The 23,829-nt window shown below is 60.5% G+C and carries 19 protein-coding genes and 7 pseudogenes; 13 read left to right on the plus strand and 13 right to left on the minus strand.

Annotation, left to right across the window (positions count from 1 at the left end):
- Positions 1 to 626 precede the first annotated feature (626 nt).
- The 3 genes from ABIA42_RS30290 to ABIA42_RS30300 all read left to right on the plus strand — a co-directional run bounded on the left by ABIA42_RS30290 (position 627) and on the right by ABIA42_RS30300 (position 2,656).
- A complete protein-coding gene (locus ABIA42_RS30290; protein WP_370118276.1) occupies positions 627 to 1,115 on the plus strand; it encodes a hypothetical protein in 489 nt (162 codons plus the stop codon).
- A 521-nt stretch (positions 1,116 to 1,636) separates the two neighbouring features.
- The gene (locus ABIA42_RS30295; RefSeq protein WP_014490241.1) at positions 1,637 to 1,888 is read left to right on the plus strand and encodes a hypothetical protein; all 252 of its coding nucleotides are present in this window, start codon (positions 1,637 to 1,639) and stop codon (positions 1,886 to 1,888) included.
- 24 nt (positions 1,889 to 1,912) lie between these two features.
- On the plus strand, positions 1,913 to 2,656 hold the full coding sequence (locus ABIA42_RS30300) for a hypothetical protein (protein WP_370118274.1): 744 nt from the start codon (positions 1,913 to 1,915) through the stop codon (positions 2,654 to 2,656).
- A gap of 193 nt (positions 2,657 to 2,849) precedes the next feature.
- On the opposite strand, the gene ABIA42_RS30305 is transcribed toward ABIA42_RS30300, so the two are convergent.
- Positions 2,850 to 3,458 (minus strand): hypothetical protein, encoded by a 609-nt coding sequence (locus ABIA42_RS30305; protein ID WP_370118272.1) that lies wholly within the window; start codon positions 3,456 to 3,458, stop codon positions 2,850 to 2,852.
- Positions 3,459 to 3,492: 34 nt separating this feature from the next.
- On the minus strand, positions 3,493 to 4,086 hold the full coding sequence (locus ABIA42_RS30310; protein WP_370118269.1) for an HdeD family acid-resistance protein: 594 nt from the start codon (positions 4,084 to 4,086) through the stop codon (positions 3,493 to 3,495).
- 1,010 nt (positions 4,087 to 5,096) lie between these two features.
- Between ABIA42_RS30310 and ABIA42_RS30315 the strand changes: the two genes are divergently transcribed.
- The 3 genes from ABIA42_RS30315 (at position 5,097) to ABIA42_RS30325 (ending at position 7,895) form a co-directional block, all read left to right on the plus strand.
- Positions 5,097 to 5,600 (plus strand): inclusion body family protein, encoded by a 504-nt coding sequence (locus ABIA42_RS30315; RefSeq protein WP_036032112.1) that lies wholly within the window; start codon positions 5,097 to 5,099, stop codon positions 5,598 to 5,600.
- A 297-nt stretch (positions 5,601 to 5,897) separates the two neighbouring features.
- Complete coding sequence (locus ABIA42_RS30320) at positions 5,898 to 6,452, plus strand: AidA/PixA family protein (protein ID WP_370118266.1); 555 nt, start codon at positions 5,898 to 5,900, stop codon at positions 6,450 to 6,452.
- 669 nt (positions 6,453 to 7,121) lie between these two features.
- On the plus strand, positions 7,122 to 7,895 hold the full coding sequence (locus ABIA42_RS30325) for an outer membrane protein (protein ID WP_370143695.1): 774 nt from the start codon (positions 7,122 to 7,124) through the stop codon (positions 7,893 to 7,895).
- A 745-nt stretch (positions 7,896 to 8,640) separates the two neighbouring features.
- Here the strand turns inward: ABIA42_RS30325 and ABIA42_RS30330 are convergent.
- The 3 genes and pseudogenes from ABIA42_RS30330 to ABIA42_RS30340 all read right to left on the minus strand — a co-directional run bounded on the left by ABIA42_RS30330 (position 8,641) and on the right by ABIA42_RS30340 (position 11,996).
- Entirely contained in the window at positions 8,641 to 8,898 is a 258-nt protein-coding gene (locus tag ABIA42_RS30330; RefSeq protein ID WP_014490244.1) for a hypothetical protein, read from the minus strand.
- Positions 8,899 to 9,185: 287 nt separating this feature from the next.
- Positions 9,186 to 10,145 (minus strand): annotated as a pseudogene (locus ABIA42_RS30335) (ribonucleotide-diphosphate reductase subunit beta); the annotation flags it as partial.
- A 105-nt stretch (positions 10,146 to 10,250) separates the two neighbouring features.
- Positions 10,251 to 11,996: a ribonucleoside-diphosphate reductase subunit alpha gene (locus tag ABIA42_RS30340; RefSeq protein WP_370143696.1), complete on the minus strand. Its 1,746-nt coding sequence runs from the start codon at positions 11,994 to 11,996 to the stop codon at positions 10,251 to 10,253.
- Between the two features lie 452 nt (positions 11,997 to 12,448).
- Here ABIA42_RS30340 and ABIA42_RS30345 point away from each other — a divergent pair.
- A pseudogene (locus tag ABIA42_RS30345) lies at positions 12,449 to 12,757 on the plus strand (transposase); the annotation flags it as partial.
- Positions 12,758 to 12,830: 73 nt separating this feature from the next.
- On the opposite strand, the gene ABIA42_RS30350 reads toward ABIA42_RS30345, so the two are convergent.
- Positions 12,831 to 14,057, minus strand: coding sequence for an IS256 family transposase (locus ABIA42_RS30350; protein ID WP_370112649.1), 1,227 nt, complete (start codon positions 14,055 to 14,057; stop codon positions 12,831 to 12,833).
- A 64-nt stretch (positions 14,058 to 14,121) separates the two neighbouring features.
- Between ABIA42_RS30350 and ABIA42_RS30355 the strand changes: the two are divergent.
- Positions 14,122 to 14,785: pseudogene (locus tag ABIA42_RS30355) on the plus strand (IS630 family transposase); the annotation flags it as partial.
- A gap of 227 nt (positions 14,786 to 15,012) precedes the next feature.
- On the opposite strand, the pseudogene ABIA42_RS30360 reads toward ABIA42_RS30355, so the two are convergent.
- Positions 15,013 to 15,159 (minus strand): annotated as a pseudogene (locus ABIA42_RS30360) (transposase); the annotation flags it as partial.
- 139 nt (positions 15,160 to 15,298) lie between these two features.
- Positions 15,299 to 15,633, minus strand: a pseudogene (locus ABIA42_RS30365) (ATP-binding protein); the annotation flags it as partial.
- Between the two features lie 587 nt (positions 15,634 to 16,220).
- Here ABIA42_RS30365 and ABIA42_RS30370 point away from each other — a divergent pair.
- Positions 16,221 to 16,508 (plus strand): recombinase family protein, encoded by a 288-nt coding sequence (locus ABIA42_RS30370; protein WP_370118255.1) that lies wholly within the window; start codon positions 16,221 to 16,223, stop codon positions 16,506 to 16,508.
- A gap of 8 nt (positions 16,509 to 16,516) precedes the next feature.
- Positions 16,517 to 16,891, plus strand: a complete 375-nt coding sequence (locus ABIA42_RS30375) for a hypothetical protein (RefSeq protein WP_370118252.1) — start codon at positions 16,517 to 16,519, stop codon at positions 16,889 to 16,891.
- A 17-nt stretch (positions 16,892 to 16,908) separates the two neighbouring features.
- On the opposite strand, the gene istB is transcribed toward ABIA42_RS30375, so the two are convergent.
- Together istB and istA (ABIA42_RS30385) are read right to left on the minus strand one after the other, a co-directional pair.
- Positions 16,909 to 17,718 (minus strand): IS21-like element ISBj11 family helper ATPase IstB, encoded by an 810-nt coding sequence (istB, locus tag ABIA42_RS30380; RefSeq protein ID WP_014497900.1) that lies wholly within the window; start codon positions 17,716 to 17,718, stop codon positions 16,909 to 16,911.
- A complete protein-coding gene (gene istA, locus ABIA42_RS30385) occupies positions 17,715 to 19,265 on the minus strand; it encodes an IS21-like element ISBj11 family transposase (RefSeq protein ID WP_080769320.1) in 1,551 nt (516 codons plus the stop codon). The genes istB and istA (ABIA42_RS30385) overlap by 4 nt, the downstream gene beginning before the upstream one ends.
- Before the next feature lie 120 nt (positions 19,266 to 19,385).
- Between istA (ABIA42_RS30385) and ABIA42_RS30390 the strand changes: the two genes are divergently transcribed.
- From ABIA42_RS30390 to ABIA42_RS30400, 3 genes and pseudogenes are all read left to right on the plus strand, one after another.
- Entirely contained in the window at positions 19,386 to 19,838 is a 453-nt protein-coding gene (locus ABIA42_RS30390; RefSeq protein ID WP_370143697.1) for a recombinase family protein, read from the plus strand.
- A pseudogene (locus ABIA42_RS30395) lies at positions 19,810 to 20,010 on the plus strand (hypothetical protein); the annotation flags it as partial. The gene ABIA42_RS30390 and the pseudogene ABIA42_RS30395, both read left to right, overlap by 29 nt.
- Entirely contained in the window at positions 19,959 to 20,492 is a 534-nt protein-coding gene (locus tag ABIA42_RS30400) for a transposase (protein ID WP_370123853.1), read from the plus strand. The pseudogene ABIA42_RS30395 and the gene ABIA42_RS30400, both read left to right, overlap by 52 nt.
- A gap of 276 nt (positions 20,493 to 20,768) precedes the next feature.
- Here ABIA42_RS30400 and ABIA42_RS30405 read toward each other — a convergent pair whose 3' ends face one another.
- From ABIA42_RS30405 to ABIA42_RS30415, 3 genes and pseudogenes are all read right to left on the minus strand, one after another.
- Complete coding sequence (locus tag ABIA42_RS30405; protein WP_370118246.1) at positions 20,769 to 21,092, minus strand: hypothetical protein; 324 nt, start codon at positions 21,090 to 21,092, stop codon at positions 20,769 to 20,771.
- A pseudogene (gene istA / locus ABIA42_RS30410) lies at positions 21,092 to 22,342 on the minus strand (IS21 family transposase). Before istA (ABIA42_RS30410) ends, ABIA42_RS30405 begins: the two are co-directional and overlap by 1 nt.
- A gap of 708 nt (positions 22,343 to 23,050) precedes the next feature.
- Entirely contained in the window at positions 23,051 to 23,800 is a 750-nt protein-coding gene (locus tag ABIA42_RS30415) for a hypothetical protein (RefSeq protein ID WP_370143698.1), read from the minus strand.
- Between the last annotated feature and the right edge of the window lie 29 nt (positions 23,801 to 23,829).

Genomic DNA, 23,829 nt, shown 5'->3' on the forward strand with positions numbered 1-23,829 from the left:
CGGTAGCAGCACGATTTGAGCCGAACCGCGTTGCCGCGCCCTCTCTATTGCTCCCCTGCACGCCCTGGGGAACGTCATTGGGATCTCCGTTCTTAATTCATAGTCTTTGACTGCAATACTGGGCGATATGATCCGGAAGCGCCAATAGCGGCGCCCGCTTGGCTTCTTCCCGTACTCGCGCTCCCACCGCGAAGTGTCAATCCGCACATCCGTCATGCTCGCTGATCGCCTCAAAGATTACAACCTTGCCCTAGCGACCGTGCTTCAGAGCGTCAATTCCTTCGGGCTGGTAGGCCTTGGGCTCGTCCTTGATGTTCCAACGGATATCGCAAGCCGCCGAATCTTCTCCAATCGAACAAGCCCCTCTTGGAGTAACGAGGCTCGGAATTTGCAAGTCGTCGGGGCGGGGTAGCGCTGCTCAGCCGCCCTTCGGAAATCCCTCCGTTCAATGCAGAAACACCATAGCGGCGGCACTCCTGACAGCTCTTGATTTCCGTCACCTACAAATTCTTGTAGTTGACCCGCGCAGTATTCTCCGGGCCGAATCGCGATCAACCCCACAGGAGAACAAAGCTATGTCCCCACTAGAAGCAATCACCCGTTGGCTGGACTCACAAGATTTGGTCATGCAACTTGAGATCGCCGGTTTCGCGACATTCTTGGTTTTCGGGGATGATGACACTTTCACGCTCGGCGACTCGGAGCGGCTCGAGTCTCTTTACCGATGGTTGAACGAGCCAAGCTTGGCATCGGACATCGCCGCCGAACGTGCCCTGACCTTTCGAGTGTACTTCGCTTCCTTGGCCGAGGATAGAGCGACGGGCGCCGGATGGAGGCGAACCGAAGTGTTGGTGCGGAAGATTCTGAAAGACGCTACGCGCGACGGGAGGTTTGCCGCTGCCCGCAAGGCGCAAAGGATGCTTGAGCTCTTGCCCGCCCGAAAAGAGAGCTGGAATCAGGTCGTGAGATCCTGGAATGAATTGACCGCGACGTATCTAACACACGAGGCTCTCAGTAGTTGGAGCGCCGCCGAGAAGCTCCGAGGCCTGAGGGCCATTTCAATGACCAGCGTTCCTGTTGCTGGGCTTGGGTCGCCTCATCGAGGCGCTGCTTAATTCTGGTAAAGCCGCAATTCCCCTGTGCTGCGGGGCGTGCGTCTGCATGCACCTGTCGGATCCATGGAGGCCACGCTAGCCGCTTAAAAGCATGACCGCGCATTGAAACTGAGCGTCAGGGCCACCGGAGGATATCTCCACCCGACCGGCGGCCCACTTGCGATGCTGTAGCACAAGAGCCGAAACCGGCATCTCAATGGCAGGCACGGCTTCGCGCTTTTCTTCGAACATATGCCAATGCCAGCGGGCCTAACACATCGAGATGAACGAAAGTCTCCGGATAGGCTATATCGTTTCGGTAGCTTCATTGCTCGAGAGCGGCTCAGGCCGATGTTCAGGGCCGTAAAAGGTGGTACGTTCGCCTGCCTTCGGCGCAGACGCGGCTGCCTGCTCGACATGATGTCGCGGCGGCGTCAGTGCCGCTGCGAACGAAAACCGACAAATATCGGACAAAATCCGCAATTGGTGACGAAAAGTCCGGATTGGCTATGTAATATGAGATCGTTGGATGGGGGAGCCCGATGTCGATCTATAACCCTTTGAGAGACAAGCTGGTCGCAAACAGCTCTGCCTCGCTCAAGATGACCTTTGCCGACATCGAGATGCTTATCGGTCGCTCCCTCCCGAAATCGGCGTATGAATATGATGCGTGGTGGGCCAACGAAGACCCCGTCAAAACTAATCACAGTCACAGCCTTGCGTGGACAGTTCCGGGGTATCAAGCCGAACCAAATCGATTGCAGCGGACAGTAACATTTCGGCGCAGGGGGTAGCATTTTCCGCAAAAGCGAATGCCTATGAACCTGATCGCTCGAGGATGCGTCGTGAATGAAAATGATCACGCGACACGACTAAGCCCGTATCGACAAGATATGATATTTCTTATCGCAGTAGCCTCTCTGGCGGGAGCGGTAACTGCTGGGGTGATGGTGAATATCTCCGTTGGCAGCAGTGTGGGGTGGATTGGCTTCGTGGGTACCATCGTGGGCAGTGCCATTAGCTTCGGCGCTGTCACCCACCACGATAACAGGCGCCAGAAACAAGAGATCAAAGCCATGAGAGCAAGTCTCTACGCTGAGATCGTCGATCGAGTTGCACGATGCGTCAGCGACTACATAGAGCCGTGGAGGGATTGGGGCACGAGGAAGATTGCAAGTGAAGACGCCAAATTCCTTCCGTCACTCCCACTCGTGTTGCCTGCTGTTGCGGGAAAGCTCGGACTGCTCGACGCCGAGATACTGCTGGCAGTGACACAGTTCTATTTTCGTCTCTCGGTTCTAAGAGACGCAATCGAGCTTGTTTCTGGAGAGCCCGACACAAGCGAAGCAATCCGCTTGCAGCGCATTAAAATGATCCAACGACGATTTCTTAGTTGCTTCGCTCCGGCACTCCGTTCACTGACATTGCTCGATGTGCCGGACTGGGAGCAGTTTGATTGCGAAGCCGCCAAGTTGTACCCTCACCTAAAAAAAGAACCGGGTGATTTGCGCGTGATACTCGAACGATTTGCTGCGTCAGCGGCAAAGCAAAACTTCGTTTGAGACGGAGATCGCAGAGCTTGCGGCGGAAGTAGAGTACGGGCCGTTTCTGACCGCATAGTGCTCTGGCAATCATCTGCTTAGCTGGCGTCGCCATCTTCTCGACAGAGCGTTCGATGATCGCGGTCTCGAGTCGCCCGTGAAGAATTCGGAAGCGATTGATCTGTCGCTGTGATTTGGCGTGAGTATATTCGATTCAGTAAAGGTAGGCGTGGGCCAAGCCGCTTGCCACAGCGTTATCGGTGAACTGAACTACCGCACTCGTGACAGGCTGACTGGAGACATAGAAACCGTGAGCTTCATATCCAAGTATGAGATTGTTGCCGAGCGAGAAGTTCGTTAGCGCAGCAACGTTAATCTTCTGACTTTTCGAATTTGCTGCAATAGTGATCTCCGTTGAGAAATCTGCGTCTTGTCCCCAACCCACTCGGCCAAGATAGATGCCGGAATTGTCCCATTCACCTGCGCTGGCGTGACCGCTCATCAGGACGTAGCTTTGATAGTTTCCCGCGTCACCGTTGATTCTCAATACCAGACGATGGTCTTTGCCCTGTGATGAGATATGACCACTCGCGTAGATCTTGATAAAACCATCTGAAACGGATGCGAATTTGATATCAAAAGTGGAAACGCTGCCGAATTCCTTAGTCACGGCCTTTGTATTGCTCAGCACGTCTTGCGCGTGAAGGCCGTCCCACGTCAGTAGAGTTGCGGACAGAAGTAAGGGGAAGATTGCGCGATGATGTTTCGCAAATGCAGTCTCAGCGGGTGAGGCTGCACGCTCCAAGCTGTTATTTTCGTGCATGTCTTTCTCCTTCGAAACTAAGGGCGCCCGGCAATTACGTCGACGATCGTGACTTCACGATGGGACTGCGGCGTAGGCCGAAGCTGACTCCAATCCAGCTCGCGCCCGCCACGATTAGATCGGCGCCGAGAAACAGGCCCAGAATATAAACACTGTTTATCGGCCAACGCGCTAAGATCAACGATCCAATCAGCAGAGTAATGACGCCGGATATCGCCAGCCAGGACCGGGGCGTTGCGCGTTTGATGCTGAACGCCAGGATCAGGCGCATGATGCCGGCGGCGACCAGCGATGCGCCGAGCGCCAGCGTAAGCAGCACAGCGGCGAGCGTAGGATTATCAAATGTCACAAGCCCCGCGACGATGTAGAGCGCACCCAAAAGAGCGCATAGCAAGAACTTGCCCCAGGTCTTAACCTGGAAAGCATTGATCATTTCGGCAACGCCGGCGACGATCATCATCACGCCAACTAGCACCACACTCGCCACCGTCGCGAGCGCAACGCTACCAAGCGCCACGAAGCCAGTGATCAGATAAACTACGCCGAGGGCGAAAACCCAACCCCACTTCGTTAGCGAAGCGGTGCCCGGACTAGCTCGAAGCCGCGCGATATCAGACGAACTTGTCATGGAGGTCTCCGGTGCCAAAGCTGCGCCGCAGCATGGCGCGCCTAGCCATCGCTTTGTTGCGATTAGGGTTGAGCTTGCGGGTCGTTGCGAGCAGCCGACTCAGTGTGCCCATCAATCTATATGCTCGCCTGCTGGGTGCCATCCGCATCGTGACCTCCTCTCTTCGGGCTTGGACCGCATCCCAGGACGCGGGAGGACCACATTACTAAGCCCGGCGAGGCGGTGTCGTAGGCCGAGCAATTGGCGTGCCACGTTTTGCGAGCCGCGCGTCGAGAGCGAACTAGCTTCTTCGTGACGCGATCGTGAAATCGCGGCCGTTTGTGGCAGCTTGCCGCCAAACGTCTTAAGTCCGACGCGCATGAACGCGACAACATGAACATCTTGCGCGTGGCGGCGATCGGCCTAACTGCATTCTCGAGGGGGTGGTATGCGCGCCCACACGATGGAGTTGGACAAACACGAAGACCGAAAGCTGTCATCCATCCGGTACATTACCCTCCTAGGAGCCACTGGTTACAGTACTCCCATGGCTGAGCGCTCCAGAATCGAGATGGGGAGTGACGACGCCCTCGATATCGTGAGGCTTCTGCCCGTGTTGCATAGTGCCTGTGGTGAACGAGCCCCCTATCGAGTGTGGGAAAGACGAAACAGTTGTCGGCCGGATGGCTGATTGCTCTCGGGAAATTATCGCGGTCCGCATTGGTCGATTTTAGACATGCGACATGGCAGCTAAAGCGCCATCCTGTCGCTCTCCAAGTGATTCCCTCTCTTTTGGCACGGCAAATGCAGGTCTCCTGCAATGCGCGCGGCCTGAGGAGAAATCATCCTATGATCACGCGAATGGGCCGCTCACGAAAGCTCAAGCCTACTCGGCGGCCGCAGCCAAGTCCTGATGAACCGGTCGAAGCAGCGCAATCCAACGAACGGCGTTATCAGCCATCGCAATGGTCTACGGCGATGGGTTGAGCTCGGCGAAAGCCGAACATTCCTCTTTGCAATGGAGAAGCATCGTGTCCAGAGTCACAGACGTTCTTGTTGCCTTTGATACGGAATCCATTCTTCAGAAGTACTCGAATCCGAGCAAAAGACCGGACAGCCCCACTCTCATTGATTTCCGCCATGTGTACATGATCACAAATCAGGACAACGTGATCAGTGGGCAAGCGGGCGGCGAGCTCGACCTGAAGGCCCAGGTCGGGGATTTGATTCGTTGGCGCGAGACCAGCCTCTCCCTTGGGTTCGAGAAGTCAGTGATCTTCTACCGCTTCATCGGAAACGTAGGGAACGAGCTGATCTCGACGCCGACCCCGCGGAAGGCGGAGGCCTCGTTCGCGCATCCCAATCCGAGCAATCCGTCCGTGCCGACATGTCAGACGATCGCCAATTACTATTGGTCCTCGGAAACTTTGGCTATCGGACGAGTCACCTACCATTTCAACTTCATGGTCGTCGATCGCAATTGCAGCGCGCTGGGATACTTCTCGTGGGATCCGTTCATCAGCATCCACAATTGATGCGGATGATCATCAAGGCGTCGAAGGAACCGCGCAGCGGGGCAACGGCCACGATCCCAACCACCCTCGACTCCGAGGGTGGCATGAAATGGCAGGTGCGGAGCTTGCGGTCCGGAGGCGTGCCGACCTCACCCGTCGTCCCTGGCGGATCGGCGTTCTCGACCAGCTGTCGCTTTTTTCGCGTCGCTCTCGAATGAGACCGATCCGCCGTCAGCACCATCCAGTTCGGCCGGCCCAAGCACTTGGCAAGCTCCGCGGTTGCCGAGCATCCCACGGTCGGGAGGAAGGGAAACAGCAATGGCCAAAGACAGACCCTCAACCAAGAGCCAGCGCTCCGAGTCTCACGTTGCCGTTCTCATCATCGTCGACGCCGAGACGCTGCTGTCACGGTATCCGAACGTCAGTCTCTCGCCCGATGCGCCCGTACGCGTCGACAGTGAGCATCTCTATGTCCTGGCCGCGCGCGATGGCGGGCCACTCGGGAGCAATGACGGCCATCTCGATCTGGCCGTCAGGCCTGGCGTCCATCTGCGCATCCGTGGAAATGCCCTGGCCTTGAGAGGAGAGCATATCGTCGTGTTTTATGGGATCGCGCAGGAACACGCTGATGTCCTTTCCCCCTTTGAGCTTGTCCTGCGCCGGGCCTTGATCGTCGCGACGCCCAACTTCGAGAATTTGTTGCAGCCGGGCAACCAAAGCATCGACGACCATTTCTGGCAGAGCCAAGTGCTGGCCGATGGCGTGGCGGCTTGCGATCTGAACTTCATGGTCTTGAACAAGGCCTGCTTGGTGCTGGGATACTTCCGATGGCGTCTCCAGATCAACATCTCGGGTCTCAGGGAGGTGCCGTAGTCGGCCGCTCCGAGCGCGGTCGTTCAATCCCGAACTCGGCTGGGAGTTCTGTGAGAGCTCCTGGAATAGCCAGTTCTCGGGATGTCGCTCGGCCCGTTTCGCGGCTCAAATTTCATGTATCGACGAGGGTACTGCCCGTGATCGAGAAGGCCAGCCGCAGCAAGAAATTCTAGACTCTTAACTCGATGCGGCGCCGCCGAGCCTTATCGCCGGCCCCTACACACGCCTCCGTCTTACTGCGGATGCATCGTCCGCCCGGAACGAAGTGGAGGAATGCGGCTCGTCCGTCGAAGCTTCGCCGTAAGCGGGAACACTTGCATCCAATGGCCGACGAACGGTCGATACGGCCGGAACGAGGACACGCGGAGCAGCTGCAATCAGGAAACTGACTCGCTGTCGAGGCTGACTCTTGTCATGCTGATGTGCTCGAAGGGCGCGCAGGAGGGGTAACCGCGATTAGACATTTTCGGGTCATGCCACTTAATCAACAGTCGGCGGACAGCATCCGCGACCGACCCGACATGCACTTTGCCCATCGACCGGCCGCTCAGGCGGCGCTTGCGACCCCGTCAACTACCACCCCTTGCAGTTGATGGAGGTGGCGGAAACGTCCCAATCGTCGTCAATACCCCGTCGGGGGCGTCGAATTCGAAACTGGGGTTCAGAAGAATGAAAAAATTGCTGGCGGGCACGGTAGCCCTCATCGCGCTGGCCGCGCCTGTCGCAGCCGCTGATCTGGCTGCGCGCTCCTACGTCAAAGCGCCTCCGGTGGTCATTCCGATCTATGATTGGAGCGGCTTATACGTCGGCATCAACGGCGGTGGCGGCTCTGCGCATCAGTGCTGGGACGTGGTCAACGCCGGCGGCGTGGTCGTCGCTCCGCCCGTTGGCATGGGGTGCCATCATGCGAAGGGAGGCACGGTCGGCGGTCAAATCGGCTACCGCTGGCAAATAGCGAACTCGGTGTTCGGTCTGGAGGCGCAGGGCAATTGGGCCGATTTCAAGGGCTCCAACGCGAACCTTGCTTTCGCAGGCGTCCGGGATGACTCCACGCTTGATGCATTCGGCCTGTTCACGGGCCAAGTCGGCTATGCCTGGAATAACGTGCTGCTCTATGTAAGAGGTGGGGCTGCAGTCGTCCGTGACAAATACCGGGTCTCCGATTTTGCGACCGGGCTCACTATCGACAACGGCAGCGAAACTCGTTGGGGCGGCACGGTAGGGGCGGGCCTTGAATTTGGCTTTGCTCCGAACTGGTCCATCGGCGTTGAATACGACCACCTGTTCATGGGTCGTCGGGATGTGGATTTCTTTTTTTCACCCGGACTCGTGGGTGTTCCGGTGGGCACTTTTGCAGGGACTGCCCGTATCGGTCAGGACGTCGATATCGGCTTGGTCCGTGTGAACTACCGGTGGGGTGGCGTGATCGCCACGACCTATTGATCGATCTTCGCCAAAATGGCGCGGGTTCGCACCAATATCCTGAGCCGCATCGCGGCATAGAAACCTTGGCAACAGGGACTCGCATCAATAGCGCTATCGGCTTCTTGTCGGTACATCGGCTCGAGCTGGTTAGGCGTGGTTCAAAGGAATCTGGCTGATCTGGTTATGACGCAGCGCCACGGCGAAGATCGCGGCGAACTCAAGCGTGCTGCCGTGGTCGAACGCCAGCCGCTTAGTGGCTGGCTGCGCCGATTTCCCGGCCCCGTGCCTCCACCTGCATCACCGTCGGCTTTCCGGCCGTCGGAGAATGATGAGGCAAAAAATAGTTTTGTCGACCGTCGTAGTTAACCCGGCCCTCGCTTAGGGAGACACAGGTCATCGATTACAATCGTTCCGGTCGGCCGCAGCACGCTCATCGCACAGGCAGCGCACTGAAATGCGAGCCGAGGTGCGAGCCGGGCGCACCTTCGTGCTACGACTTGGTCGACCAGGTCGAGGCCGCACTGGCCGCCTCGGACGAAAGGCCGACGAGCGGTCGAAGCGGCGCTCGTGCGAGGGTGGGACATAACGTTGACGACGTGATGGCTTGCGTCATCGTCGCTGCCGATCTCTGCGCCCGATCAGCCTGCCGAACCCCCGCTGGCGCGGATCAATTGGGAGCGCCTCGGAGAGCGGATGCAAAATCTCGAGAGGTGGATCGGCAGCGCTGAAGCGGAACTCTTGTGTTAGGACAGAAACGCGGCTGTCATCCGAGCCGCATTGCCAGCGTCTGCTCGTAGTAGATCACCTCCGCGAAGCCACGGCCGAGGAAGACCGCCAGTGGGTCGGCGACGAAATCAAACGCGAAGGGGGATGAAGAACAAATCGGTTTGCCTGATCCGACCGGGCTGCAATGAAGATGACCCCCTTTGACAGGGTTGCCCCTCTTTACAACTTCCGATTGCGTGATAGTAATCCCCTCTAGCCCTAAGAGGGGGGCGGCCGTGGCGATCATCGAGAACATTCGTCTGCTCAAGGGCGTAGCCGTGTTGCGCTGATTGACTTCATGAAGGTGGTTGACGAGACCCACCTCACCGACCTGCGGAAATACTGTAAACCCTAGCCGCCATCAGCAATGGAGCGCATGTACCGGCTTAACCCAACAAACCATCTGTGTGTCCGGTTTTGTCGCGCTGCAATCAAGACGCCACGATGAGGAGGTCCGGTTCTATGCCTTTGTCATGCTGGCGGGTGACGGCGACGACTACCGGCGCCTGCCGCTGTCAATGCCGCTAGCATGAATAAAATGGGCTAGATACGGCCGAAAGTCGCCCACACCCCGTCTTCGCCGTCCCAGCTGCCGCGGCTCGCCGCCTTGGCGTACTCCGTGGCGCGCTGCTCGAAGAAATTGGCGTGCTCGACGCCATTGAGAATCTCGACGAGCCACGGCAGCGGATGCGCCTTGAGCTGGGTGAACCCGCCCTCCTTCGCCTCGAAGAAGCCGAAGACCGGGGCAATCCGGAGTTGGGCCAGTCGCCAGTCGGCGACGTAGCGGACGTAGGCGTGGATATGCTCAGGCAGCATGCCCTCGATCTTGCCAAGGCCGAAGGCGAGCTCGACGAAGTTCTCCTCCAGCTTCACCATGGTCTTGGCTACGTCGACAATGTCGTCGCGGACGGGGCGCGTCACCGCGCCGGTTTCGCGGTGCCATTCGTGAAATAGCTTGATGATGCCCTCGCAGTGGAGACTCTCGTCGCGCACTGACCAGCTTACGATCTGTCCCATGCCGTTCATTTTGTTGTGGCGTGGGAAGTTGAGCAGCATGGCGAAGCTGGCGAACAAGGCCATGCCTTCGGTGAAGGCGCCGAACATCGCCAGGGTACGGGCGACATCCGCCACGCTGTCGACGCCGAACTCGTGCATGTAGTCCGCCTTGGCGCGCATCTGCGCATAGCCGCGGAATGCCTCGAACTCGGTCTTAGGCATACCGAGCGTCTTGAGCAGCAGGGCATAGGCGTCGATACGAACCGTCTCCATGTTAGTGAAAGCGGCCATCATCATCTGGACGGTGAGTGGCTGGAAGATCGGAATGTACCGCTTGAAATAGTTGTCGCCGACCTCGATGTCCGACTGAGTGAAGAAACGGAAGATCTGGGTGAGCAGCGCGCGCTCGCTGTCGGTGACGCGGTCCGAAGCCCAGTCGTTGAGGTCGGCGCCGAGCGGCACCTCCTCGCCCATCCAGTGGGTCTGCTGCTGGCGCTTCCAGAACTCGTAAGCCCAGGCATAGCGATCGACGTCGTAGCTGCCGGTCGAGTCAAGGACGCCGACGCGTCCACTTGCCGATCAACGTGCGCGGATCGGCGCGCGACAGATCGATCACTGACATGCGAGGCACTCCTCATAGTCGGTGCGCTGCCGCGCCGGCTGCTGCGTCGGCGTTGCATCCCCGGCAATCTTGCCGGCGAACGCCGCGCGCGAGATCGACTTTGATCGACAGTAGTAGAGGCTCTTCACCCCACGCTTCCACGCCGTCCAGTGCAGCATGTGGAGGTCCCACTTATCGACGTCGGCCGGCAGATAGAGGTTGATCGACTGGCTCTGGCAAATCAACGCGGCGCGGTCGGCGGCAAGCTCGACGATCCAGCGCTGGTCGATCTCGAAGGCGGTGCGAAAGATCGCTTTCTCGTGCTCCGACAGGACGTCGAGATGGGCGACCGATCCGTCGTGCGCGATGATCGACTCCCAGGTCGCCGAGGTGTCGGCGCCTTTCGCGGCCAGCACCTTAGCGAGGTGCGGATTGCGCACCGAGATGGCGCCGGATAGCGTCTTGTGGGTGTAGATGTTGGCCGGGATCGGCTCAGTGCAGGCGCTGGTGCCGCCGCAGATGATGCTGATCGAGGCGGTCGGCGCGATTGCGATCTTGTGGCTGAAGCGCGCCATCACGCCGCGTTCCAGGGCATCCGGGCACGGGCCACGCTCGCGAGCGAGCGCCACGGATGCCGCACCGGCATCGCGACGAAGTTTTCGGAACATGTTCAGATTGAATGACTTGGCCAGGGCACCCTCCATTGGAATGCCCTTGGCCTGGAGAAACGAGTGGAAGCCCATGACGCCGAGGCCAACGGAGCGCTCGCGCAGGGCGGCGTAGCGGGCACGCTTCATTCCGTCCGGCGCCACCGTGATGAAGTGCGTGAGCACGTTGTCTAGGAAGCGCATGACGTCCTCGATGAAGCCGGGCTCCTCATTCCACTGGTCCCAGGTCTCGAGGTTGAGCGACGACAGGCAGCACACCGCGGTGCGCTCCTCGCCGCGATGATCGATGCCGGTCGACAGGGTAATCTCGCTGCACAGGTTGGAGGTCGAGACCTTGAGGCCGAGCTCGCGCTGGTGCTTGGGGAGCGCACGGTTCACGGTGTCGATGAACAAGAGATAAGGCTCGCCGGTCTGCAGCCGGTTCTCAAGGATGCGTTGCCACAGCTGGCGGGCATCGATCTCGCGGACGACCTCGTTAGTCTTCGGGCTGCGCAGAGCGAATGCGGTGCCGGCGCCCACGGCACACATGAACTCGTCGGTGACGTTGATGCCGTGATGTAGGTTGAGGCTCTTGCGGTTGAAGTCACCAGACGCCTTGCGGATCTCGAGGAACTCCTCGATCTCGGGATGGTGGATATCGAGATAGACCGCCGCCGAGCCGCGCCGCAACGAGCCCTGGCTGATCGCCAGCGTGAGGCCGTCCGTGACGTGGATGAACGGGATGATGCCCAAGGTGACGCCGCCCCTCGCCTTCTCGCCGATTGAGCGAACATTACCCCAGTAGGTGCCGATGCCGCCGCCATTGGAAGCAAGCCAGACGTTCTCGTTCCAGGTGCCGACGATGCCTTCGAGCGAGTCCGACACTGAGTTAAGGAAGCACGAGATCGGAAGGCCGCGCGTCGTGCCGCCGTTGGAGAGCACCGGTGTGGCCGGCATGAACCACAGCCGAGACATCGCATCATATAGACGTTGGGCATGCGCAACATTGTCCGCGAAGGCGCAAGACACTCGGGCGAACATGTCCTGGAGGCCTTCGCCGGCGAGCAGATAGCGGTCGGTCAGCGTCAGCCTACCAAACGAGGTCAGCAAGTCGTCGCGCGACCGATCGAGCGAAAGGTCAGACGGAGTTGGCGATCGCGCGGGGGGCCTCGGCAGGGGAGCCGGCAATGCTGGGGGCTGCACAAGACACAGTTCAGGTGTGGTAGGCTTTGCCTGCGCTGAGGGCTGCCGCACACTCGGCAGCTCAATGAGATGACCATACTGATCGAAATCGTAAGACGCCGACATCGGCAACCCCGTGATATTTGGGGGCTGGGACCGTGCGGACGACTTGCGAGGAGACCGGGCCAATGTCCCCGGCTGCAAGCGCCCCACCGGGCACCCCGCCCGAGGACATGGGTTCTGTCGCGGTAGGTTTCCTGGCTCGCGGGTCGCTGCGGCTGTCGGCCTTCCCAGCGCTGTCGCGCTAGAGCATTTCATTGCTTAATTGAATCGGAGGGGATTCCGGTTTTAGACGGATTGTGATTCAAGATGCTGACTGGATTGGAGGCCAGCATCGCATGACCCGACCTCTTTCCCTGGATCTTCGCGAGCGTGTGGTGGCGTCGGTTTTGGCGGGCGAGAGCTGCCGGTCTGTGGCGGAACGGTTTGGTGTTGCGGTCTCGTCGGTTGTGAAGTGGTCACAGCGGCAGCGGGCGACCGGCTCGGTTGTGCCTGGCAGAATGGGCGGTCACCGTAAGCCTGTGCTTGATCCGCACCGCGCCTTCATCGTCGAGCGGATCACTCAGACGCCGCACCTGACGCTGCATGGTCTGAAGGCGGAACTGGCAGCCCGTGGGGTCAAGGTCTCAGGGAGTGTCAGAAGTTTTGTGTAAGAGCGTCTCTGTGAGGGGTTTGCGGGGTCAGCGGACTGACCCCATGGGGTCAGTCCGCTGAGCCTGCAAAGCGCTCGCCGAACTGGATGGCAAACTGGCCCATTGCGGCCGTCCATGCAACCGGTCGTCGCCAATGGATGCCGGCATTTCTGATGGCGAGGTAAAGCAGCTTCATCGCCGCCTCGTCGTTGGGGAAGCTGCCGCGTGTTTTGATGATCTTGCGCAGCGAACGGTTCAGCGCCTCGACCGCGTTGGTGGTATAGATCATTTTGCGTATCTCCGGCGCGAAGGCGAAGAACGGAATGACGTGCTCCCACGCCCGGCGCCAGGCCGCCCCGATCGCGGGATAGCGCTTGCCCCACTCGGCTTCGAAGTCCTCGAGCCTGAGCAGAGCGGCGTCGGCATTCTCGGCATGATAGATCGCCTTGATCGAGGGAAGGATCGCCTTGCGATCCTTCCAGGACACGAAGGATAGGCTGTTGCGGATCAAATGCACGATGCAGGTCTGGACCATCGCCTTGGGAAAGACGCTGTTGATCGCCTCGGGAAAGCCCTTCAGACCGTCGACGACGGCGATCAGGATGTCGGCGACGCCGCGGTTCCTCAGATCGTTCATGACCTTGAGCCAGAATTTGGCGCCTTCGGTTTGCTCGATCCAAAGCCCGAGCACGTCTTTCTCGCCCGATGCAGTGATGCCCAGCACGACGTAGACTGCCTTGTTCTTGACCATCCCCTCATCGCGAATCTTGACCCTGAGCGCGTCGAAGAAGACCACCGGATAGATCGCTTCCAGCGGCCGGCTCTGCCATTCGCGGACCTCGTCGAGAATCGCGTCGGTGACCTTGCTGATCAGATCGGAGGACACCTCGGTGCCGTAGAGCTCGGCCAGATGGCCCTGGATCTCCCGTACCGTCATGCCCCGCCCGTAGAGACTGATGATCTTCTCGTCGAAGCCGTCGAAGCGGGTCTGGCCCTTCGCGACGATCACCGGTTCGAACGTGCCGGCGCGGTCGCGCGGCACCTCGATCTCGATCTCGCCGTCGTCCGTCAACAGCGCTTTGCTGCTTGTGCCGTTGCGGCTGTTGCCCGACCCGCGGCCCGCCGGGTCGCCCTTCTCATAGCCAAGGTGGTGGGTCAGCTCCGCACCCAGTGCGCGCTCCAGAAGCGCCTTCTTCAGTCGTCTGAAAAGCCCGTCTTCGCCGGCTAAGTCTTCTGGCTTGAGGCTGCCCCCGGCAAGAAGCTGGTCCAAAATCTCAGGTGAAAAATCCGTAGCCATGTGAGTCTCCTGTCAAAGGTAAACTCACAGAAACCATCTTACACCGAGTTACTGACACCCTCAGGTCTCACACAACGCGGTCTGGCTGTTCCTCCGCCGGGAAGGGCTGCGGTTCAAAAAAAACACTGTTCGCCCTCGAACAGGCTCGCGCCGACGTCTCTCGTAGGCGCCAGCGTTGGCGATCCTGGCAGGCCGGACTTGATCCGGGCCGGCTCGTCTTCATCGATGAAACCTGGATCAAGACCAACATGGCCCCTTTGCGGGGCTGGGGCCCCAAAGGAGCACGCCTGCGCGGCTTCGCCCCGCACGGTCACTGGCGTACCCTCACATTCCTCGGCGCACTCCGCCATGACCAACTCACGGCACCCTGCGTCTTCGACGGCCCGATCAACGGCGAATGCTTCCGCGCTTATGTGAAGCACCTTCTCCTGCCAACTCTGCGCGAAGGCGACATCGTCATTCTCGACAATCTCGGAAGCCACAAATCGAGAGCTGTCAGGCAGATGATCCAGGCCGCTGGCGCTAGGCTCTGGTACCTGCCGCCATACTCGCCAGACCTCAACCCGATCGAACAGGCCTTCTCCAAGATCAAACACTGGATGCGGCATGCTCAGAAGCGCACCATCGAGGACACTTGGCGCCACATCGGTCACCTCGTCCAGGACATCCAACCTCGCGAATGCGCCAACTACTTCGCCAACGCCGGTTATGCTTCAGTCAAAATGTGAAACGCTCTAATGCCTCGGAATAGCCGCTGCCGACACAATGGGTTCCCCCTAACTCCGTGCCACCGTATATGCGAATTGAAAACCACGACGACACCACATATAGAAGCCGTTGCCCAGACTCGTCAAGACGGCACAGTCAAGTTAACCAGTTGGAGCAGCCCCGAGGTCGAGGTTCGAAATTCGCCGAGCGCCTGTCCTGAGAGCCTCACTCAAAAAGCATAGATGTCTCAAGGCCTGGCCAATCGGCGAGTTAGGAGCCTCAGATGGGCGACGAGCGGCCAGGCGAGCTCGGTAGCGGCGGAACCTTCGAAGTCTTTGCAGAGATGCCCACATCTGCCGAGCCACGCAAAGGTGCGCTCGACGACCCAGCGCCTGCGATCGGCCAAGATGTGCTCAAGCCTTTGGAAGTGGCGTCGCAAATTCTCCAACAGGGGAACAGCAACCCTGGACATCCTGAATGTTGGCATCGATCGGTTCGCGGTCCGCGAATTGAGTTGGGCCGGATCGGGTTTCGGTGGCGACCACGGGATCGGCAAACACGGTGCCCCATTCGACAACGCTGCGGTTCGACGTGATCAGCATGGCGCCGGTTTCGTAACGGCGACTGACCAGCCGGAAGAACAGATGCGCAGCGTCGGGTTCAGGGGCAGGTAGTCGAGTTCGTCGACGATTAGTAGCTTTGGCTTCGACAGCGCGACCAGTTTTTCGTCCAGATGCCGCTCGCCGTGCGCCTTGGCGAGGCCCGCGACCAGCGTCTTTGCCGTGGTAAACTGCACCGTGTACCCGGCCAGGATCGCCTCTCGCCCGAGAGCAATCGACAGGTGCGTCTTGCCGACGCCTGGCGGACCAGCGTCATAATGCCGGGTGTCTGGGATCTGAGCTGGAGATCCTTTACTCGTTCCATCCGCGATGCGGAGCGTCAGTCGTCATTGTCTCCTGCAAGCGGCTTGGGGGTGAGACGCATTTTGTTATCAGACAACCTGACGCCACCTTAACGCTGCTGCCGGCATGGATGGCGGCTCCCGCCGCCGCTTCCTTCCATCTCAAAGCGGATCCGCAGCTTCCGGTGGATCGTCTACTGGAGGCGCGTCTTCTTGTCGACGCGCTCTTAGCCTCCTCTTCCAGGGAATCGTCCAACTCGCGAGGAGGCCGTCATGGCGGACGCATCACGTCGTCAGGGGGATCTGCTTGAGAGCCATCCGACATACAGCAGCATTCCAATCGAAGCCCAACAGCAAATGCTGGAGCTGTTAAAGGAGCTTCTGACCGAAGCGCTCACCGACAGCGCAGTCGAGGCACATGACGTGAAACCGGGAGGACGGCGGTGGGCAATATCACGCCTGAGCACCTTGCTCGCCAGGCCGTCGTCTACGTTCGCCAGTCGACGGCAGACCAGGTCATCAACAACCGCGAGAGCGAGCGCCGCTAGTACGGCTTGGCCGACCTTGCCCGGCAGCTGGGCTGGAGCGAGGTGGCCGCAATCGACGACGAACTCGGTCGCTCTGGTGGCGGCACCGCGCGTCCCGGTTTCGAGAAGCTGCTCGCCGCCATTTGCGAAGGGCAAGTTGGCGCTGTGGTCTCGAGTGAGGCCTCTCGGCTGGCGCACAACGGCAGGGATTGGCATACGCTCCTGGAGTTCTACGGGCTCGTTGGAACACTGATCGTCGATGAGGATGGCGTCGACGATCCTCGCCATCCCAACGATCGCCTTCTGCTGGCATGAAAGGCACGATGAGCGAGATGGAGCTGTCTATCGTTCAGCAACGCTCGCTTGAAGCCTTGGAGCAGAAGGCACGCAGGGGTGAGCTCTTCCTCAACGTCGCCATCGGCTATCTCAAGGTCTCCAACGATCGGATCGACAAGGACCCTGATCGGCGCATTCAGGAGGCGCTCGCACTCGTGTTCACCAAGTTTGCCGAGATGCAGACACCGCGCCAGGTCCACCTCTGCTTACGGCAGGAGCGAATCACTTTGCCCGGGGGTCGGCCATGTATAGCGCGACGATCTGGGTCGGAAGAGCGCGGCGATCAGGATGGCGAGTCAGTGTCGCGGCGCGATGATGATCGCCGCGATGATTGTCGCGCGCAAGAGTTTTGTTTGCTTTGATTGTCGCGGAGCGTCAATCAAGCGAGCGTTTTTTGTGTCGCGTGCTCCGGTGGCCGCCCTGGACCACGCTTTCGCTCGAGGGCAGTCCGCCTGCGATAGCTCTCGACGTTCATCTCGACGATGGTGGCGTGGTGAACAAGGCGATCGATCGCCGCGAGGGTCATAGCTGGGTCCGGAAAGACCTTGTTCCATTCTCCAAAGGGCTGATTGGCGGTGATCAGCAAAGAGCGTCGCTCGTAGCGTGCGCTGATGAGCTCGAACAGCACACTGGTCTCGGCCTGGTCCTTGGTGACATAGGCAAGATCGTCCAAGATGACGAGATCGAAGCGATCGAGGCGGTTGATGGCGCCCTCGAGGTTGAGCTCGCGGCGAGCCACCTGGAGCTTCTGCACGAGATCAGTGGTGCGGGTGAACAGGACGCGCCATCCGTTCTCGATGAGGGCCAAGCCGATTGCTGCCGCCAAGTGGCTCTTGCCTCCACCGGGCGGACCAAACAGCAGCAGATTGGCGCCCTTGCCGAGCCAGCCGTCGCCGGCGGCGAGTGCGGTCATTTGCGCCTTGGAGATCATCGGCACGGCCTCGAAGTCGAAGCTGTCAAAGGTCTTTCCGGTAGGCAGCCGCGCCTCGACGAGATGGCGCTCGATGCGGCGGCGGCCGCGCTCAGCGATCTCGTGCTCGGCAATGGTGGCGAGGAAGCGCGCCGCCGGCCAGCCTTCTATATCGGATTGCTCGGCAAATTGCGGCCACAGCGCCTTGATGGCGGGCAGCCGCAGCTCGTTGAGCAACAGATTGAGGCGCGCGGTGTCGACTACGTTGGTTGTGCTCATGCGGCGCCTCCGATCTCGGCGGTACCGATGAGGCATTCATAGGTGGCGAGCGGTGCGAGGCGTACCACGACGTTCGGCACCTGGGCGGGATCCGGGGCGAAGTGAGTACGTAGCCGGTTGAGGTCGGGCAGCCGGCCGTCGTTCAGGTCAGCCGTGAGCTGATTGGCGAGTTCGGCCTCGCAACCGCGCTCATGGGCGAGTGCGAGGAGATCGACCATGATCCGGCAGGCCTTCTTGTCCGGTAAGCGTTTGCGCAAGACGTCGAAGGCTCGGCGGTAAGCTTCCCGGGGGAACAGCTGGTCGCGGTAGACCAGGTTGAGGAGCGCCATCGGCTTGCGCCGCAAGGAATGGATCACGTGCCGATAATCGACGACCTGATCGTGCTTGCCATTGGGATGCGGCCGCCCGCGCGGCAAGGTGAGGAGATGCGTGCCGCCGACAAACACGTCGAGGTGATCGTCATACAGGCGCACCCGCAGCCGATGGCCGATCAAGCGCGACGGCACCGTGTAGAACACCTTGCGCAAGGTGAAGCCGCCGGACGACGTCACGTGGACGATCACCTCTTCATAGTCCGACGTGCGGCGGTCCGGCAGATCCTGAAGTGCGCTACGTTCACTGTCGATCCGCTTGGCGTTGCGGGCATTGCGGCGGCTGGCGATCTCATCGATGAAGCCACGATAGGCAGCTAGATCGTCGAAGTCGGCGGTGCCACGCAGCAACAGCGCGTCGCCGATCGCTCGCTTGAGATGACCATGCGAACTCTCGATCGCCCCGTTCTCGTGGGCGATGCCACGATTGTTGCGGGAAGGCCGCATGCCGTAATGGGCACAGAGGTCTTCGTATCGCCGCGTCAGATCGTCTTTGGCGTCGCGGTCGAGATTGCAAAAGGCGGCCGACAGGCTGTCGGTGCGATGCTCCCGTGGCGCCCCACCGAGTGACCACAAGGCATTCTGCAGGCCTTCGGCCAGAGCGACGAAGCTCTCACCGCCGAGCACGACATGGGCGTGCTCAAACCCGGAATAGGCCAGCCGGAAGTGATAGAGACGATGGTCGAGCGGTACGCCCGCGATCGTGACACCCAATTCGCCCATGTCGGTGAAGTCGGACAGGCCGCGCTGACCGGGTTCGTGGGTCTGGCGGAAGATGACCTCCTGCTCCTCGCCGTGGATCGCCCGCCAGGCCCGGATCCGGCGCTCCAGCGTGCGACGGATGCCGGCGCCGAGCTCGGGATGGCGTCGGAGCAACTCCTCGAAGATCGTGACCGGCCGCACACCGGGGGCGGCCTTCAGCATCGGCGCGATATCTGTCTCAAATACGCGGGCCAAGGGATCTGGCCGGCGACGGCCGCGGGGAGCCTTCTTCTGCGACGGAAGGCGTCGATCCTTCTCGATCCGGTAAGCGGTCGAGGTGCTGAACGAAGCCTTGGCGGCGGCCACGGGTGGGCTATCGGTCTGACGGTACTTCATGTAGAGCCTCATTTGGTGATCGGTAATGTGTCGGCCTGGCACGCGAGTGATTCCTCTTGGCGGAAGAACCACTTGCATAACCAGCCGGCCGCGATCACCAGTCGGCGCGGTCCGCTGTGGATCGCGCCGACGCCGGGCTCGTAACTCCGGTCGGGCTACGCCCTCCCTGCGTCACGAGCCCGGCGTAGCCCTCTCATCATGGTCGACGCTCCACTTCCATCCTGTTCGCCGCGCGGCAGCCATGGCCCCGAGGGCCGCCACGTCGAATGGAAGTTACCAGTGTACAATACGATCTACCACATCCTGACCAATCCCGCCTATGCTGGCGCCTATGTCTTCGGGCGCTCGGGCAGTCGGGTGACGATCGAGGCCGGCCGCAAGAGGATCGTGCGGGGCTTCCGGCGCGAGCGCAACGACTGGGAGGTTTTGATCAAGGACCACCATGAGGGCTACATTACGTGGGCGGAGTTCGAGAAGAATCAGGGCCTGATCACCGACAACGCCAACGGAAAAAGCTTCATGAGTCGAGGCTCGGTTCGCAGCGGCGAAGGCCGGCTCGCGGGTTCTTCGTTGCGGCCACTGCGGCCGCAAACTTCACGTTACCTACAGCGGTACGCACAGTACTGTCGGGCGGTATCATTGCCGCGGTAGCCAGATCAACCATGGTGGAGACCCGTGCATCTCATTAGGCGGTCTGCGCGCGGATCGCGCGATCAGCGCGGAGTCATCGCGCGGCTGCAGCCGCTGGGTATACAGGCGGCGCTGGCGGCCATGGAAGCGCGCGGCCGTGAACACGCCGACAAGCTGCGTCAGCTCGAGTTGACTCTGGAGCAGGCACGCTACGAGGCAACTCGCGCTCGTCGGCGATACGAGGCTGTCGATTCGGACAATCGCCTTGTTGCCGGCGAGCTGGAGCGGCGCTGGAACGAACGCCTGGTCGCTGTCCGCGAGCTTGAGGGCGAGCGCGACACGTTGTTGGCTACGCCGGAGATGACGTTGAGCGACATCGATCGCGATCGGTTACTTGCGCTTGATTCCGAACTCAAGAGAGCTTGGGAAAGTCCGGGTGCAACAGCTGCGACGCGCAACAGGATCATCCGAAGCTTCATCAATGAGATCGTTGTGCGCATCCGCGACGAGGTGCTGGACTTGATTGTCCACTGGCATGGCGGCGATCACTCGGCATTGCAGGTGAGGAGGAACCGCACCGGCGAGCACCGCGGCGGATGTGGTCGATCTCGTTCGTGTCCTCGCGCGTCAGATGCCCGACAGCACCATCGCCGCGGTTCTCAACCGCGCCAGTAGGTCGACAGGGCGTGGCAACAGTTGGGCCCGCGTCCGCGTTCGCAGTCTGCGCAACCAACACGCCATCGCGGCCTACCGAGAGGACGAGCGCGCCCAGCTGCGTTGAAAGTCAGTCCTTCGACGGCTCGCCGTCTGATCGAAGAACAGAGCTTGCCTGCGCAGCAGCTGTGCAAAGGCGCACCGTGGATGGTCAAAGCGGTTGATCTGGAACATCCCCAAGTCAAGGGCGCGGCGGTTCCGGCGGCCATCGTCTGGCGATCCGGGTCAAAAAGAACTTCAACTCCAAGGGGGTAGCGAGATGGGCAGCATGAACCTGTCTCGAGCGCGCCGAGCAGCAGCACGTTCTCGCCGTTGGCGATCCAACGTGACGCGGCCAGGTCGCGGATCTGCTTCGGTCGATCGACGGCTGCGTCTATGATCCTTGCGCACGACCTCGCGCTCGCACAGTAGGATCAGCGTCTCACGCGCCGACAGGTTCACGCGCGCCGTCTCGTCGGGCAGGTTGTCGAGCTGGTCGCGGATGCCGGAGAGCTGCGAGCGCGCCAGCATGGCCCCCAGCCAATCGATTGGTGCTTCGGTGACCTTCTTTGTACGCACCATCAGAAGCTCCCTCCGATCGTAGCTTCGTATTCGGCAAGAGGACGTAACAACGAGGGCAGTGGTGAAGGCGCCGGCACTGTCGGTGTCGCGGTTGCTGGTTGGCAGACCGCGCCATCGCGACAGGCAACCCCGTCGAGGTGGGCGAACTCGACGATCCGCAGCCGGCGATCCTCCGATTGCTTGTGACCGCAACCTCGCGCATGCCATGGCGGATGCGCACCTCGCCAGCCGCGACCGTCACCGCCACGCGCTCGCTGATCAGCTGCCAGGGTACCGTAGTTGTTCGTGTCGATCTCGACAGCGCAATCGTTGCCGACGACGCGGGCCGGTTCGCGCGGCGATCCGAGCGACGCCGAGCGGCTTCAACCGGTGTACCTCGTCACACGCAAAGCGAGTGATCGGCGCCAAGCCCGTCGTGCCGTGGATACGTACGTTCGCCACCCCGCCCTCCCACTCGGCGAGATGCGTCTCGAATGCCTCCCAGCTCGCGAAGGAATGCCCCGCGATCACGTTCTTCTTCACGTAGCGGACGCCATTCTCCGTCTTGCCCTTTGTGCGCGCCCGATACGGTGCGCAGGCGCGAGGACGGAAGCCCCAATGCTTCGCGAACGTGATGAGCTTGTCGTTAAACTGAACCGACCGGCTCATCTGTCGTGGCGCACCACGAGCGCGCGTGGATTGTCCTTCAGCACTTCCTCCGGCACGCCATCGAAGGTCGTGAATGCGCTCTCGAGCCCAGCGAACCAGTGCTCTTGCTTTTCGGCGCGGGTCGCCACGAACACAAATGCTTTGACCTTCGCCCCGCCGATATCGACCAGACGCTCGCCGAAGTCGATCTGTAGCTGCCGCCCCGGGGGCGTCTCGAACCGGGTCGTCGCCAGCGCTTCGGCCTTCAGTGCCTGGCGGTAGGGGTTGCACGGCGCGTCGCAGCGTTCGCCGGCTGACCGCCAAGCCGTTTTCGGCCAACAGGTCGTGACGGACCGCATCCGCATTGCCGCGATGTCGAATGAACCTCTCGCGCAGCCAGCCTTCAAGGCCATGACCCGCTTCGCCCGCTCAGGCGACTTGAACGGCTTCACCCACCCGCGCCACGTAGTCCTTCACCGTCTGCAGCCCAGCTGGCGCGCAATCCGCTTCAGACCTCACCCACACACCCTCAGGTGCAACATCTCCGCCACGTCATCCGGCGTATTCATCACCTGCCCCCGTGGATTACTCCACGACAAGCCTTTGATTCGTTCCTCGTTCATTCGCTCTCTCCTCGGCTATCCAAGGAGGGGGCAATTCCTCGTGACGTCGAGGGGGCAGTTTTCCATGGCGCGCGCGACAGCGAGCCGACTTTGTCTTATCAGTCTGGCTCTGGCCTTTGGCAGAGCCAGAAAGCCAAACAAGCTCGGCCGAAGCTGTCTCGATGGGAGAACTCCAGCCATCTTGGGACGTCAAACAACACGCGCCATGTTCGATGCGGAGCGCGTTTTCGTGCGATCGCCGTCGCTACTGTCGATCAGGTTGGCAGCAGCCATGTGCACTCCACGACAACATACTCCGGAATGCTGTCCAGCGAGGACTTGCCGACGGCCCGAATTTGACGCGTCTGAATGCCAACGGGCGATCGAAGCGCTTACCCCTTCTGGGAGTAAAGAGTCGGAATTCGGTGGAGGAACTCGCCCGGACCTCAACAGCGAAAATCAATGGGGCCGCGAGACGATGCAGTCCCGCGGCCTCGCCACCGGAATTTAGTGAAAAGACAGTTTAAGTATAAAATCCCTCAGCCGGTGTTCTTTCAGTAGAACACCGTGTTCCCGTGTTCCAACACTTGCCAATCCGGACGGCTACGGGGAAACGCGTGCAACCGCAGACCAATGCGGCCGGCGAGATCGATGAAGAAGCCGGTAAAATTGACGGTTCGCCTGTCCTATTCGCCTGTCATAACGGGTGCCAAGCGTCGAAAGAGTGTATCAGCGAGCAGAAGCAGCGCTCGATGCTATGCGCTGTTTGTAGTCGTCGGCGTCGTGCGTAATGGTGATCCTGCAGGTGCCGTTGTCAAAATGGCTATTCAGCAGGCGGCTGAACACGTCCTCGAGCGGCGCCCCATTTTTCAGCTGCTCGCGCCGCTGCGGGAGCAGTTGTGTCAGATAGGCGCGCATCTCCTGCCCAGCGTCAATGTTGTCCTGGTGCACCTTCGGATCTTTGTCCAGGTTGTGAAACATGTCATATTGCGTCGCGCGCGACCAGCGGAACATCGAGGCCAGATCGGGGCCGGGAAAGCCGAAATATTCTCGGGTCAGCTGAATGGGCACCAGGCGCGACAACGTGCTGACCACGTCGATCTGGTTCTGGGTATAGATCTGCTTTTCGACAGACGCATTGGCGAGGCTGTGCACCTTCTGGCGAATTGCCGGCAGATCCTCCATGCGCATGAAGGCGCGCATGATACCCTTGTCGCGCTGGTTTATTTCGGTGCAGTCGCGGCCGAGCATGAAGGGGCCGACCGAAGGGTCCATCATCGGCGCATAGGTGACGTTGAAGATGTCGGGGCGGCTCAGCGCTTCCTGCACGTCGGGGAAGCGGGTGATGAACACCGGCCCCGCGGCGCCCAACGACAGGTTGGGCCTGACGCGCCGGATGAATGCGAACAATGCATCCGGATGTTTGGCGATCATCCATTTCAGGAACTTCGCCGCCGGCCCCTGTTTCTGTTCCGCCATTGCTGCCGCACCCTAACTCAAGAAAAGCT

It is taken from the genome of Bradyrhizobium sp. USDA 327 (assembly GCF_041262065.1).
Lineage (GTDB): Bacteria > Pseudomonadota > Alphaproteobacteria > Rhizobiales > Xanthobacteraceae > Bradyrhizobium > Bradyrhizobium liaoningense.